At 59.3% G+C, this 15,226-nt stretch carries 9 protein-coding genes; 1 reads left to right on the forward strand and 8 read right to left on the reverse strand.

The features are described 5' to 3' along the window. Positions 1-54: 54 nt before the first annotated feature. From K341_RS0106570 to uvrB, 6 genes are read right to left on the reverse strand one after another with little or no spacing between them, the layout of a single operon-like run. A complete protein-coding gene (locus tag K341_RS0106570; RefSeq protein WP_026762264.1) occupies positions 55-885 on the reverse strand; it encodes a methyltransferase domain-containing protein in 831 nt (276 codons plus the stop codon). Continuing rightward, the gene (locus tag K341_RS0106575) at positions 882-2,333 is read right to left on the reverse strand and encodes an O-linked N-acetylglucosamine transferase, SPINDLY family protein (RefSeq protein WP_026762265.1); all 1,452 of its coding nucleotides are present in this window, start codon (positions 2,331-2,333) and stop codon (positions 882-884) included. Before K341_RS0106575 ends, K341_RS0106570 begins: the two co-directional genes overlap by 4 nt. Beyond that, the gene (locus K341_RS0106580; RefSeq protein WP_026762266.1) at positions 2,330-3,484 is read right to left on the reverse strand and encodes a metallophosphoesterase; all 1,155 of its coding nucleotides are present in this window, start codon (positions 3,482-3,484) and stop codon (positions 2,330-2,332) included. The genes K341_RS0106575 and K341_RS0106580 overlap by 4 nt, the downstream gene beginning before the upstream one ends. A gap of 22 nt (positions 3,485-3,506) precedes the next feature. Beyond that, on the reverse strand, positions 3,507-4,424 hold the full coding sequence (locus tag K341_RS0106585) for an AEC family transporter (protein ID WP_009349300.1): 918 nt from the start codon (positions 4,422-4,424) through the stop codon (positions 3,507-3,509). Between the two features lie 35 nt (positions 4,425-4,459). Further along, positions 4,460-7,291 carry an excinuclease ABC subunit UvrA gene (gene uvrA, locus K341_RS0106590; protein ID WP_026762267.1) on the reverse strand — a complete coding sequence of 944 codons (2,832 nt, stop codon included), beginning with the start codon at positions 7,289-7,291 and terminating at the stop codon, positions 4,460-4,462. Continuing rightward, the gene (gene uvrB, locus K341_RS0106595; RefSeq protein WP_026762268.1) at positions 7,275-9,335 is read right to left on the reverse strand and encodes an excinuclease ABC subunit UvrB; all 2,061 of its coding nucleotides are present in this window, start codon (positions 9,333-9,335) and stop codon (positions 7,275-7,277) included. Before uvrB ends, uvrA begins: the two co-directional genes overlap by 17 nt. Positions 9,336-9,572: 237 nt before the next feature. Between uvrB and typA the strand changes: the two genes are divergently transcribed. After that, positions 9,573-11,390 (forward strand): translational GTPase TypA, encoded by a 1,818-nt coding sequence (gene typA, locus K341_RS0106600; RefSeq protein ID WP_009658313.1) that lies wholly within the window; start codon positions 9,573-9,575, stop codon positions 11,388-11,390. 85 nt (positions 11,391-11,475) lie between these two features. Here the strand turns inward: typA and K341_RS0106605 are convergent, their stop codons facing one another. Together K341_RS0106605 and leuS are read right to left on the reverse strand one after the other, a co-directional pair. After that, a complete protein-coding gene (locus K341_RS0106605) occupies positions 11,476-12,639 on the reverse strand; it encodes an HD-GYP domain-containing protein (protein ID WP_009349306.1) in 1,164 nt (387 codons plus the stop codon). Positions 12,640-12,682: 43 nt separating this feature from the next. After that, positions 12,683-15,154 carry a leucine--tRNA ligase gene (leuS, locus tag K341_RS0106610; protein ID WP_026762269.1) on the reverse strand — a complete coding sequence of 824 codons (2,472 nt, stop codon included), beginning with the start codon at positions 15,152-15,154 and terminating at the stop codon, positions 12,683-12,685. Between the last annotated feature and the right edge of the window lie 72 nt (positions 15,155-15,226).

A 15,226-nucleotide genomic window follows, 5' to 3' on the forward strand; every position in this document is an offset into this window, starting at 1 on the left:
ATAAAACAGGAATCGTATCCCGTCAACTAAATATTTAGTTTACCGTTTACTTTTTCACATATTTTCGAAGAGTTCCCGCAGCTCCGCATGAACGCGGGCGTCGTGCACGCAGACCTCGTTGATGAAATCCGTAAGATACTCCGAAAAGATGCCCTCCCGCACGCAGAGAGCGCGCAGTGCCGCCTTGCTCTCCTCCGGTGCGACGCTGTACTCGATGCGATGCAGGAGCCGCGCGAGTTCCCGCCGCGTCTCGGCGCTAAAGAGCAGCTTTAGATTCGCACCCGCCGCCGTACTGCGCTCCGCGCGCACAAGCCATGTGCGCGTCGAGAGGTCGTCATTGACATTTGCGAAGCCCTCACGCGCCCATTCCTCCCCCGCCGAGAGATCGTCGTCCCGATCGCCGGGCGTAAAGTGAATCTCCTTATAGAGCGCGTCGTTCAGGAGGCGCACGATCTCGGGCTTGGCATAGAGCCTACGCTCGCCGCGCACGGGGAAATCACCCGCGCGCAGGAGGTCGAGCATGCCGTGGTAGCGCACGTTCGGATAGCTCGTGTAGAGCGCCCCCGTCTCCTTGAGCCTGCGGTTCAGCGCCATGAGGACGTCGTAGGGTTCGTGTGCGAACTCGAGCGCAAACTCCGCGATGATCCGGTCGAACATTTCCTCGGGGAACGGCAGAATTTCTTTTTGGCAGTCCGTCACATGCCAGTGTATCCGAAGCGGCGCGAGCGTTTCATGTGCCGCGACCTCTTCGTAAGGCGTGACGGCATGAATCTCGGCGTCCGGGTAAAGCGCGCGCAGATGCGCGAGCCGCTCCGATCCGTCGATAATGAGGATCGTCAACCGCTCGGGGCTTTCGGTCAGCAGCTCCGCCAAATCCGTTTTCACAATGCAAAGTCTCCGCGTTCTGCCCAGATACGCGCAATCGCTTCCTCGGCGGCACGCAGATATGCCGCCTCGTCCATCAGCGGCGACGTCTCCACCTGCGCACGGAGTGCCGCGCGTCCCGCGCGCACCTCGCCGATGCGTCCCGCGAGATCGACGGCGATCTGCTCATAGGCGCGTTCGTCCGCGCCGATCCACTCCGTATGTCCCGCCGCCGTGAGGATGCTCGCCCCCAACCGCGCGGCATGGGTCTCTCCGCGCAGGGAGACGACGGGAACGCCCATGTAGAGTGCGGTCGCCGTGGATGCGCCGCCCGCATAGGGGAATGTGTCGAGCGCGATGTCGATGTCGCCGTAGTCTGCGAGATAGTCCTGCTTGCCACGGCGCACGAAGATGCGCTTCATCGGCATCTTCATGCCGTCAAGCATCTCGAGGATGGTCGTCACACGCAGGGGACTGTCCACGGCATCTTGGAGCACGAGACGCGATTTTGGCACCTTTTTGAGGATGCGCTCCCACACCTTCAGAACCGCCTCGTTGATTTTCATAAAGTTTTGCAGGACGCCGAAGGTCACCGGCTCATCTGCTGGGCGCGCGGAGACCTTCGCGGCGCGCATCTCGGCGGTCGGCGTCATGACAAACGCGTGCGGGAGACGCAGCAGCTCCTCGCTGTAAAACTCCTCCGTCCCCGCCGGCGAGAGTACTTCGTCCGTCAGGAAGCCGTCGACAAAGGACACCCCCGTCGTCGCGAACCAGCCGATGCCGGAGATCTGCACGGGCGCAGGGCAGCGTGCGAGCACCATGAGCGTCATGCCGCCCTCGGTATGTCCGCCGAGGTCGACGAGCACGTCGATCTCATCAGTGCGAATGCACTCCGCCTGCTCCTCGATGGAGATGTTCTCAAGAGACGCATAGCGTACGTCGGCGCACAGGGACTCCGTGAACGCATCCGCGCGGTCGCTGAGCGAGTATGCGTAAATATCGTATTTTTCCCTGAGGCCGCGCATCAGCCCCGCGTAAAAGAGCGATGAGGACGAATCGAGGAAATGCGGTGCGATAAAGCCGATGCGCAGACGCTCATGCCGTACGTTCTCACGCGGTGCAAGCGGTTCTTCGTGGCGGTAGAGCGTCGCGTACATGTCGAACTGCGCCTTGAGCTCCTTCGGCGTGAGGTTCGGCACGGCATGGCAGAGGTAGAGGTAGTTGGAGAAGTGCTCGCGCTGACTCCGCAGAAATTTATCCTCCGTCGCCGCTTCAAAATACGAGGCGAGCGCGCCCTCCGTATCGGCGAGCGCGCCGCAGCACGCGCCCATCATCTCGGAGAAGCGCCACTGTTCCTCGTCCGGGATCTCGTTGTTGCGGCGCATGTGCAGGATCGCTTCAATCGCCTCATAGATGTATCCCGTGTGAATATCCTCGCGAATCGCGCTGTAGTCCTCCATCCAACTCATTGCTCTTTTTTCCTTTCCAGTCTAAAAAATGCGATTTCAGGCGGGCATCCGATGCGCAGAGGAAACCAGCTTCCGTTGCCCACGTGCACGTAGCCGTAGTTGTCGCCGATGCGCACCATGCCGCGCGTGTATTTGAATACGGGGAACAGCGGAAGCCCGAGGAAGCCGAACTGGCTCCCATGGGTATGCCCCGTGAGCGTCAGCGGTACATTGCCGCGTGCCGCCGCGTCGTCGATGAACTCCGGGTGATGCGCGAGCAGGACGGTCACGGCATCCGGCGGGACATCCGCCATCGCCGCATCGAAAAACGCCGCCTTCTGCGCCGCAAATCCGTCACCGTGCGCAAAGGGATAATCGACGCCTGCGATATAGATGCCGCGCCCCGGCACCTCAGCCGCACCGTTCAGCACGACCCGCACACGCCCCGCGCGCGCCATCGCGTCTACGATGCGCCGCCCGTCGTGATAGTATTCGTGGTTGCCGATGCAGTACCAAATGCCGTTCGAATAATCTCTGACATGTGCGGCAAGCGTCTCTGCCGCCGCCTCATTTTGACGCTCATCGTCGAAGAGATCACCCGTCACGGCGAGGAGATCCGCGCCGCGCGCGGCGACCTCCCCGAGCAGCTGCTCAAAATCCTCCACGGAAAAATAGGGTCCCAGATGCATGTCGCTGATCTGCGCGACGACCATGCCCTCCGCCTCGTGCGGAAGGCGCGCGATGGGAATCGTATAGTCGTTTTGTACCGTATGCAGACGTTCGAAGAACGCGCCATATCCGCTGAGCAGCAGCCCTACCGCAGGATAGGCGGCAGCACCCGTGAGCATCCGCCGCCGTGCGGGATCATACGGCGCAGCGAGCAGTCTGCGTCGCAGATACCGCAGTGTGACGCCCGCGACGACCGCCGCAAGCGTAATCCACTGCGCCGTAAAGAGCAGAATGATGAGAAACGCGACCGCCGCGCCCCACCCGTGCATGAATGCATTGCGAATGAAGAGGATCAGACTGCCGATACCGAGGATGTCAAACGCCGAGACGCCGAGACGCGCAAAGAACAGCCGCCGCCCCGCGGCGAGATAGCGCAGGAAATACAGCGACGCGCCGAGGATCAGGCCGACCGCTCCGATGAGGATCAAAGTGAATATGAGCAAGGGCGCCCCTTTCTGCACGAACTCAGATGCCGGTGAGCACCGAGACGAGCGGTATGGTCGCCACCGAAATCATCGTCGAGAGCGCGATGATCTCCGTCATGAGCGGATAGGCGACCTTGTTGTAGAGCAGCGCGACCATCGCGACCATGCCGCCCGTCGGCGCGGCGACGATGACGAGACTGCACCCGAGGATATACGGATTCGTGACGAAGAGTTTCATGATGAGGAGCAGCGGAATCGGGAGCACCACCGCTTTCAAAAAGGTATAGAGGAGCAGTTTTCGATCCGTCAGCATATGGCGCACATGGATGTCCTTGAGCGACGCGCCGATCATCATCATCGCGAGCGGCGCCGTGAGCGCGCCGATCATCGTGAACGCCTGCATGAGCAGCGCCGGCGTCGGGATTTCGGCAAAATAGATCACGCACGCAATCAGCGATGCGACAATGCCGGGGTTGATCAGCATACGGATGAGGTCTGCGCCGCGCCGCTTGTGAATGCTGATGGACGACACGCCGTAGACGAAGAACAGCAGATTCACGGGGATGAAGAAGAGCGTCATATAGACGACCGCCTGATCGCCGTACACGCCCTGCACGAGCGGCAATCCCATAAAGAGCGAGTTGTTGAACCAGAACGAGAGGTTCACCGCGCCGCGCAGACGCCCGCGAAACCGCAGGATGAGCGGCAGGAGGAAGCCGACGATGCACATCATGGCGAGCAGTACGGCGTACGCCGTATAGGTCTCGATGACCTGCGCGAGCCCCATGTGTTCCTCCGCGTGCATCGCGGCGGAGATGATGAGCGCCGGACATGCGATGTTGACAATCAGCGAGGAAAACTGCTCCTGATTGTTCGGGATGATGATGTTGTACCGCCGTGCAAGCGCGCCCGCAAAGATCATTAGAAAAAATACGACCATCTGGCCTAAAATGAGCATCTTAAATTACCTTCTTCATTTCCCATTCCCACAGTTCAATGCTTCTCTTCCAAGAGGGGCTTTAGAAATTGCCCCGTGTAGGATTCTTTGACCTTGACGATCTGCTCGGGCGTTCCCTTCGCCACAACGGTACCGCCGCGTACGCCGCCCTCGGGACCAAGGTCGATAACATAGTCCGCCGCCTTGATGACGTCGAGGTTGTGCTCGATCACGACGACCGTATCCCCGCCGTCTACGAGACGCTGGAGGATGACGAGCAGCTTATGAATATCCGCCGCGTGCAGTCCCGTCGTCGGCTCGTCGAGGATGTAGAGCGTCTTGCCCGTGCTGCGCTTGGCGAGCTCCGTCGCGAGCTTGACGCGCTGCGCCTCGCCGCCCGAGAGCGTCGTCGCGGGCTGCCCGAGCCGGATGTAGCCGAGCCCGACATCGCGAATGATCTCAAGCTTGCGTGCGATGCGCGGCACATTTTGAAAAAACTCCACCGCCTCGTCGATCGTCATGTCGAGCACCTCGGCGATGGTCTTGCCCTTGTAATGCACTTCGAGCGTCTCGCGGTTGTAGCGCGCGCCCTTGCATACCTCGCACGGGACGTAGACGTCCGGGAGGAACTGCATCTCGATCTTGAGGATGCCGTCGCCGCGGCACGCCTCACAGCGCCCGCCCTTGACGTTGAAGCTGAACCGCCCCGCCTTGTATCCGCGCATCCGCGACTCTGAAACTTGGCTGAACAGCTCGCGAATCGCGTCAAAGACGCCCGTATACGTTGCAGGATTCGAGCGCGGCGTGCGCCCGATCGGCTGCTGGTCGATGTTGATCACCTTGTCGATGTGCTCAAGTCCCTTGATCTTCTTGTGTTTGCCGGGCTTTCCCTTCGCACGATAGAGGCGCGAGGCGACGCCGCGGTAGAGAATCTCGTTGACGAGCGTGGATTTGCCCGAGCCGGAGACGCCCGTGACGAGCGTCAGCGTGCCGAGCGGGAATTTCACGTTGATATTCTTGAGGTTGTTCTCCTGCGCGCCGACGATTTCGAGCGCGTTCCCGTTCCCCTTGCGCCGCGTCTCCGGCACAGGGATGAATTTTTTCCGCGAGAGATATGCGCCCGTCACGGAGGCGGGAACGCGCATAATCTCCTCAGCCGTGCCCTCCGCGACGACCTCGCCGCCATGTTCGCCCGCGCCGGGGCCGATGTCGATGATGTGGTCGGCGGCATACATCGTGTCCTCGTCGTGCTCGACGACGATGAGCGTGTTGCCGAGGTCGCGCAGGTGCCGGAGCGTCGCGAGCAGGCGGTTGTTGTCGCGCTGATGCAGACCGATGCTCGGCTCGTCGAGGATGTAGAGCACGCCCATCAGCCCCGAGCCGATCTGCGTCGCGAGCCGAATGCGCTGTGCCTCGCCGCCCGAGAGCGTCCCCGCCGCACGCGAGAGCGTCAGGTAGTCAAGCCCCACGTCGAGCAGGAAATGCAGACGCGCGTGGATTTCCTTCAATATCTCCACGGCAATCTTCGCCTCGCGCGGACTGAACTCCTGTGCCGCCGCCGTGAGAAAATCGTCCGCCTCGTGAATGGTCAGCGCGGTGAGCTGTGCGATGTTCTTCCCGCCGATCGTGACGGCAAGCGTTTCGGGCTTCAGACGTGCGCCCCGGCACGCCGTACACGGGGTATCCGTCATGTAGTCCTCGTAGCTCTCGCGCATCTCCTCGGAGTCCGTCTCGCGGTAGCGGCGCGCAAGCGCGGGCAGGACCCCCTCGAACGGGACGTTGTACTCCTTCTCCTCGCCGAACATGTTGACATAGCGAAAGGAGACATATTCGTCGGGTGCGCCGTGCAGCAGGAGATGCTGTGTCTTTTTGTCCATGCGGTTCCACTGCGTGTGAACGTCGTAGTCATGCGCGTCGAGGAGCGCAGAGATCGCACGCATACTGTAGGAGTTCGGGTTTTTCGAGAGCGGCGCAAATACGCCGTCCGCAACGCTGAGCGTCGGGTCGGGCAGAACGAGCTCGGGATCGAACTCCTTGTGACTGCCGAGTCCCGTGCAGACGGGACACGCACCGAACGGACTGTTGAACGAGAACATGCGCGGCGCGATCTCAGGCAGAGAGATGCCGCAGTCCACGCAGGCAAAGTTCTCGCTGAACATGAGGAGTTCGCCGTCTACGATCTGCACATAGACGACGCCGCCGCCCGCGCGCAGGGCAGTCTCGAGGGAGTCCGTGAGACGGCTCTCCATCCCTGCACGCACGACAAGGCGGTCAACGACGACCTCGATGGTATGTTTCTTCTGCTTTTCGAGTGCGATTTCCTCGCCGAGGTCGCGTACCTCGCCGTCGATGCGGACGCGCACATAGCCGTCGCGGCGAATCCGGTCGAGGATCTTGCGGTGCTCGCCCTTTTTCCCGCGCACGAGCTGCGCCATGATGAGCAGCTTTGTCCCGTCGGGCAGCGCCTTAATCTGGTCGACCATCTGGTCGACGCTCTGCTGCGCGATGGGCTTGCCACAGCTCGGACAGTGCGGGCGCCCCACGCGCGCGTAGAGCAGACGCAGGTAGTCGTAAATCTCCGTGACCGTGCCGACCGTCGAACGCGGGTTGTGGCTCGTCGTCTTCTGGTCTATCGAAATCGCGGGCGACAATCCTTCTATATTATCCACATCGGGCTTGTCCATCTGCCCGAGAAACTGCCGCGCATAGGCGGACAGCGACTCGACGTAGCGACGCTGCCCTTCGGCGTAGATCGTGTCGAATGCGAGCGAGGATTTCCCCGAGCCGGAGAGCCCCGTCACGACGACGAGTTTGTCGCGCGGGATTTCGACGTTGATATTCTTGAGGTTGTGGGCGCGTGCGCCCTCTATTTTAATGCTTTCGTTCATATTTTCCCCTATTTTTCTTTGGAAGTTCGCCCTCCAATTCGACAATCATATCGCGCAGTTCCGCCGCCCGCTCAAATTCGAGGGCGCGCGACGCCTGCTGCATTTCGCGCAGGAGACTCTTGACGAGGTTCTCCCGCTCCTTTTTGCCGAGTTTTTTCTTTTTCCCATCCTTTTTCCCATAGGGCGCAGTCCCCTCGGCTGCGACCAATGTCATCTCGATGAGCGGGACGACGGGCTTGACGATGGTCTTGGGCACGATGCCGTGTTCTTTATTGTAGGCTTCCTGTATCTCGCGGCGGCGTTCCGTCTCGTCGATCGCGCGCCGCATGGAGCCGGTCACGACGTCGCCGTACATGATGACGTGTCCGCTCGCGTTGCGCGCGGCGCGTCCGATGGTCTGGATGAGCGAGGTGTCGGAGCGCAGGAAGCCCTCCTTGTCCGCGTCGAGGATCGCGATGAGCGAGACCTCGGGCATGTCGAGTCCCTCGCGCAGTAGGTTGATGCCGACGAGAACGTCGAACTCGCCCGCGCGCAGGTCGTGAATGATCTCCGCGCGCTCGATGGTCGCGATGTCGGAATGCAGATAGCGCACCTTCACCCCCGCCTCGCGCAGGTAGTCGGTCAAATGCTCCGCCATGCGCTTTGTCAGCGTTGTGACGAGCACGCGCTCACGGCGCTCGATGCGCAGCCGAATCTCCGAGAGCAGGTCGTCGATCTGCCCGTCGAGCGGGCGCACCTCGACGACGGGGTCGAGCAGTCCCGTCGGGCGGATGATCTGCTGCGTCACCTGCTGTGCCTGCTGCATCTCGTATTTCCCAGGCGTCGCCGAGACGTAGACGATCTGATTGACGCGCGCCGCGAACTCGTCGAACGTCAGCGGGCGGTTGTCGAACGCCGACGGCAGGCGAAACCCGTTGTCCACGAGCGAGACCTTACGGCTGCGGTCGCCGCCGTACATCGCGTGAATCTGCGGCAAGGTCACATGGGACTCGTCGATCATGATGAGAAAGTCCTCGGGGAAGTAGTCGAGCAGTGTGTACGGCGTTTCGCCCGCTTTGCGGTGCGTCAGATGCCGCGAGTAGTTTTCGATACCGGAGCAGTAGCCCATCTCCTGCATCATCTCGAGGTCGTAATTCGTCCGTTGCTCGAGCCGCTGTGCCTCGAGAAGTTTCCCCTCGCCCTTGAGCATGGCAAGCTGCTCTTCGAGTTCCGTGCGGATATCCGCCATCGCGATTTTCATATCCTCGTCCTCGGTGACGTAATGCGACGCGGGAAAGACCATCGAATGCAGGCGTTCTCCGTAGATTTCGCCCGAGACTACGTCGAACTCGATGATGCGCTCCACCTCGTCGCCGAACATCTCGATGCGCACGCCGCGGTTGTTGTACCCCGCCGGGAAAATCTCTACGACGTCGCCGCGCACGCGGAACCGTCCGCGCTCAAAGGCGATGTCGTTGCGCTCGTAGCGGATGGAGACGAGTTTTTGCAGAATCTCCTCGCGCGGGATCGTCTGCCCCTTGTGCACGGAGAGCACCATCTCGTGATAGCTCTCCGGCGAACCGAGACCGTAGATGCAGGAGACGCTCGCCACGATGATGACGTCGCGCCGCTCGAACAGCGAGCAGGTCGCGGAGTGGCGCAGCTCGTCGATCTCGTCGTTGATGGACGCATCTTTCTCAATGTAGGTGTCCGTCTGCGCGATGTATGCCTCCGGCTGGTAGTAATCGTAATAGCTGACGAAATAGCCGACGTAATTATTTGGAAAGAACGATTTGAACTCGCTCGCGAGCTGCGCGGCGAGCGTCTTGTTGTGCGCGATGACGAGCGTCGGACGCTGCACGCGCTCAATCACCTTTGCCATCGTGTAGGTCTTGCCCGTGCCCGTCGCGCCGAGCAGCACCTGCGCCGTCTGCCCGTTCTCAATGCCGCCTGCAAGATCGGCGATCGCGTGCGGCTGATCCCCCATCGGCTCAAAGGGCGCAACAACCTTGAACGGGATCTCCTCCCCCAAATTCGTCGTATTGAGTTTTGGAACCGTCGCCATCACACGCCCTCCTTTATGCCGCTTCGTAAAAAATCATTTCTCCATTATACGATTTAAGGATACGAATAGCAATAGACAGCCATAGAAAAAGCCGGAAGAGAGCAGAAAGGCATATTGGCGCCATGGTTTATCGCCAAAATTTGAGCGCCGGCGTTTCATTTGTTGACAAAAGGGGCAGGCTGTAATAAGATAGAAAAGCTATTTTTGAACGGGTACCTTGGGGAGGTTAATTTTTATATGAGTACAAATGAGAAGCTGCGCAACATTGCGATTATCGCACACGTTGACCACGGCAAGACGACACTGGTCGACGCGATGCTGCGTCAGAGTCATGTGTTCCGCTCGAACGAGCAGGTCGGCGAGCGCGTGATGGACTCGGGCGACATTGAGCGCGAGCGCGGCATTACGATTCTTTCGAAAAACACGGCGATTCTCTACGACGGCATCAAGATCAACATCGTGGATACACCCGGTCACGCGGATTTCGGCGGCGAGGTGGAACGCGTCCTGAACATGGTGGACGGTGTCCTGCTCCTCGTGGACGCGTTCGAGGGGCCTATGCCGCAGACGAAATATGTGCTGCGCAAGGCTCTGGAGCAAAAGCTCAAGCCCATCGTTGTCATCAATAAAATTGACCGTCCGGATCAGCGTGTGGATGATGTGTACGACGAGGTACTCGAGCTATTTATGGAACTCGATGCGGACGACGATCAGCTCGACTTCCCCGTCATCTATGCGACGGCGCGCGACGGCATTGCAAAGTTCAACATGGAGGACGAGAGCGACAGCCTCGAGCCGCTGATGCAGACGATTGTGAAGGAGATCCCCGCGCCGCAGGGCGACGCTGAGGGGCCTTTGCAAATGATGGTGACGACGCTGGAGGCGGACGACTATGTCGGTCGTGTGGCGATCGGGCGCATCATCCGCGGCTCTGTGAGGCCGAATCAAAACGTGGTCGTCATCAGCGGCGATCATGAGACGAAGGCAAAGGTCGGCAAGGTCTATGTCTATCAGGGGCTCAAGCGCGTAGATGTGACCGAGGCGGGCATGGGTGAGATCGTTGCGCTGACAGGTCTCGGCGATGTGAGCATCGGCTATACGGTCGCGGATGCGGAAAATCCGGAGGCGCTGCCGACCATCAACATCGACGAGCCGACGCTCTCCATGACGTTCGGCGTCAACACGAGTCCGTTCGCGGGACGCGAGGGACAGTTCGTGACGTCGCGTCATCTGCGCGACCGTCTCTTTAAGGAAATCGAGACGAACGTCGCCATGCACGTCGAGGAGACGGACTCGGCGGATGTGTTCAAGGTCTCGGGGCGCGGTGAGCTTCATCTCTCGATTTTGATTGAGCAGATGCGCCGCGAGGGTTACGAGCTGCAGGTCGGCAAGCCCGAGGTGGTCTACAAGACCATCAACGGACAACGCTGCGAGCCGATGGAAAATCTGACTGTCGAAGTGCCGCAGGAGTACATGGGCGCCGTCATGGAGGCGCTCGGCACACGCAAGGCGGAGCTCTCGAACATGACGGAGCTCTCGGGATACATCCGCATGGAGTTCTTCATTCCCGCGCGCGGGCTGATCGGCTTCCGCTCGGAGCTCCTCACGAGCACAAAGGGCAACGGCATCATGAACCATATCTTCCACGGCTATGTACCGTACAAGGGGGATATGAGCGGACGTTCGCACGGCTCGCTGGTCGCATTCGAGCAGGGAGAGACGACGGGCTACGGCATTTTCTCCCTCCAAGACCGCGGCACGATGTTCATCTCGCCGGGACAGCAAGTCTACGAGGGTATGATCGTCGGCGAGAACTCGCGCGACATCGACATGGACATCAATCCGTGCAAGAAGAAAAATGTCACGAATATGCGCACCTCGGCATCGGATGAGGCGATCCGCCTCACCCCGCCGCGCATCCTGAGTCTCGAGCAGGCGCTTGAATACATCAACGACGACGAGCTCGTCGAGGTGACACCGGAGAACATCCGTCTGCGCAAGGCAATTCTCGACCGTACGGCACGCGGACGCGCGGCAAAGAACGCACGCAAATAAAAGATACGTCAAACAACACACAAAAAGAGGATACTGCACGAATGATCCGTGCAGTATCCTCTTTTCTCTTTGATTGATGCTATGCTTAGAGTGCGCTGACCTCCGCCGCTGTCATGATCTCAACGACGGTGATATCCTTAACCGTATTGAGGTCAAGGAATCCGCCCGAATCAAGCTGCACAACAGGCATTGCAGTGACACGCGACTCGTCGATATAAACGATACGCCCTGCTGTTCCGTCCGAAAGTCGCAGCCAACAGCCGTTGAGGGCGGCGTTGAGCTTGCGCATGAAGAGCACCGCGTATTCCGAGTCGAGTTTCCCATCGAGCACGTCCGCATAGAGCACCTTAAACACCTCGAACGGTGCGCGCTTTTGTGCGTAGGCGCGGCTTGACGCCATGGCGTCGTAGCTGTCGAGGACGGCAAGCACGCGCCCAAATGTCGATATCTGCTCTCCCTGAAGCGCCGACGGATAGCCCGATCCGTCGCTGCGCTCATGGTGCTGAATAATGCCGTTCATCAGGTCACTGCGCCCTGCGAGAGGGCTGCCCTCAACGAGCTTAAAGCTGTCCACGACATGATTCTTCATGAGGTCAAACTCCTCGTCTGTGAGTTTTCCCTTCTTTTCCAAAATTTCATGCGGGATAAACTGTTTTCCTATATCGAGGAAGAGCCCTGCAAGCACAAGATTTTGACGATCAATGCCCGAGAGGTGCATCCATTTTGCCATCAGTCCACCGAGAATGGCGAGATGCACGCAATGGTGAATGTTGTAGTCTCCCTCTTGGTTCATACTGTAAATCATGGAGACGGCAGTCGCCCCCTCCTTGTAAAGGTCGCGCAGGCGCGAACTCGCCATGACAGGCTGAAGGATGTCCATGTTGAGCTTGCCCGTGAGTGCCGCATCCGCAAAGAGTTTTTCCATTTCTCCGTAGACGAATTTATAATCCTCTTCGTATTTGGTGTCCACGAGAGCATCGCGCTCCGGCAGCACCGCAATGTTAAAGAGCGGCTCTTTTTCCTCGGCGGCACGCTCCACCTTTGCCGCCTTTTCCTTCTGCACGGCACTCAGAATACTGTCCTCATCGACATAAACTGACGCAACCTCCTTTTCCTTCAGAAGGTTGATCATCTCACGGTTGAGAACGGTTCCGCCCTCAATGAGAACAACGTCCGTGTCTCCCTCGTAGACCGTACGACCGATCAGCATGTCCGGCAAGAGGCTCCGGACGGCAAACGCTTTTAACATAATGGCTTTCTCTCCCTTTTCCTGTTGTGTAAAATTCCCCGATTTATTTTACAACGATGTTCACGAGCTTCTTCGGCACGCAGATGACCTTTACGACGGTCTTTCCCGCGGTCAGTTCCTTTGCCCGCGGCAACTCCACGACGATCCGCTCCATCGATTCCCTGTCAAGATCGGCGGCGATCTTCACGCGGTCGCGCACTTTCCCGTTGATTTGGAGAACAACTTCGATCTCATCCTGTACCAACGCTCCTTCGTCATACTGCGGCCACGACTGCGCGTGAACGTTCCCTATAAAGAGCCGCGACCAAAGTTCCGCCGTAATATGCGGTGCAAAGGGTGCGAGCATACGCACAAGTGCAGAGGCCGCTTCCCGTGCCAGTCCCGGATGCAGCGCACGGTCTTGGAAGGCATAAAATGCATTGACCAGCTCCATAACGGAGGAGATCGCCGTGTTGAACATGAATCGGTCGCGTACATCCTCCGTGACCTTCTTCACGGTACTGTGGAGTACACGGCGCAGCTCCGTCTCCTCGGTACTAAGGGCGTCGGTATCATAGGCATCGGATGCCGATCGGATCGTCTCCTCAAACTGCCCCAGGATACGCCATACGCGGCTGAGGAAGCGGAACGCCCCCTCGACGCCCTGATCGCTCCAGTCGAGGTCACGCTCGACGGGCGCGGCGAAGAGGATGAAGAGTCGCGCCGTATCTGCGCCGTAGCGATCAATGATCTCTTCAGGCGAGACGACGTTGCCGAGCGACTTGGACATCTTCGCGCCATCCTTAATAACCATGCCCTGCGTCAGGAGGTTCGTGAACGGCTCGTCGAAGTCGAGCATCTCCGCGTCGCGCAGCACCTTTGTAAAGAAGCGTGCATAGAGGAGATGCAGAATCGCGTGCTCAATGCCGCCGATGTACTGATCGACCGGCGCCCAGTAGTTCACGGCATCGCGGTCAAACGGACGCTCCGCATTGTGCGGGTCAGCGTAGCGGAAGTAATACCACGACGAGCAGATGAACGTATCCATCGTATCCGTCTCGCGCGTCGCATCGCTGCCGCATTTGGGGCATTTGCAGTGCAGGAAGCTCTCGCTGCTCGAGAGCGGCGACACCGCTCCCTGTGCGAACGAGACGTCTTCGGGCAGCCGCACAGGAAGTTCGTTCTCGGGGACGAGTACCTCTCCGCACTGCGGACAGTTCACAATCGGAATTGGCGCCCCCCAGTATCGCTGACGCGAGATCAGCCAATCGCGCAGGCGATAGTTGACGCGGCGTTTCCCGAAGCCGCGTTCCTCCGCCTCGTCCATGATCGCCGACATTGCCGCGTGCATCTCCATCCCCGTGAACCTGCCGGAGTTCACGAGCACGCCGTCCTTTTCGACGTATGCCTCTGTCATCTCGTCAATGTTCAGCGCGCGATCCTTTGGCTGCAAGGTAAGAATCTTTCGGATGCCGTACTTTGTCGCGAACATCCAATCGCGCTGATCGCCCGACGGTACGCCCATGACGGCACCTGTGCCGTACTCGAAGAGGACGTAGTTCGTGATCCAGATCTCAACCTGCTCGCCGTTGAACGGATTTGTGCAGTAAACGCCGGTGAAGATCCCCTCCTTCTCCGACTCGCTCGAGGCGCGCTCGATGTCCGACTGTCTGCGCACGCGCGTGCAGAATGCGCGAATCTCGTCCGCCTTTGGATTGCCCTCACAGATCTTCTCCACAAGCGGATGCTCCGGCGCGAGCGCAAGGAACGTAATGCCGAACGCCGTATCGGGGCGTGTCGTATAAACGGGAATCTCCGTATCAAGGGCGGGGGCAGGCAGTTGGAATTCCAGTCCCTCGCTGCGCCCGATCCAGTTCTCCTGCATTGTCTTGACGCGCTCCGGCCATCCCGGCAGCTTGTCAAGGTCGGCAAGCAGCTCGTCCGCGTAGTCCGTGATCTTAAAGAACCACTGTGCGAGATTTTTCTTCTGCACCTCGGACTTGCAGCGCCAGCACTTCCCATCTTCTACCTGCTCGTTCGCGAGCACCGTGCCGCAGGTATCGCACCAGTTGACCGACGCTTCCTTCTTATAGGCGAGTCCTTTTTTATAAAAGAGTTCAAAAATCCACTGCGTCCAACGATAGTAATCCTCACGACAGGTCACGACCTCGCGGTCCCAATCGTAGGAGAGCCCCATCGCGCGCTGCTGGCGCTTCATATTCTCGATGTTTGCATATGTCCACGCGGCGGGATGTACATTGTTCTTGATCGCCGCGTTCTCCGCCGGCATCCCAAAGGAGTCAAACCCCATCGGATGCAGCACATTATAGCCCTCCATCGTACGGAACCGCGCCACAACGTCCCCGATCGAGTAATTCCGGACATGCCCCATATGGAGGTTGCCCGAAGGATACGGAAACATCTCGAGCACATAGTATTTCGGTTTTTCGGGATCCTGCTGCGTCCGACAGCTATGCTCCTTGTCCCATATCTCCTGCCATTTTGCCTCGATCTCCTGTGGCCGGTATCTCTCCACGTTCCTCTTGCTCCTCCCAAAATACAATGGCAAAACTGCGTTCCTCACAAGAAATTGAACGCAGTTCATAGT

Origin of the sequence: Centipeda artemidis DSM 19719 (genome assembly GCF_000426665.1) — a bacterium.
Classification (GTDB): domain Bacteria; phylum Bacillota; class Negativicutes; order Selenomonadales; family Selenomonadaceae; genus Centipeda; species Centipeda artemidis.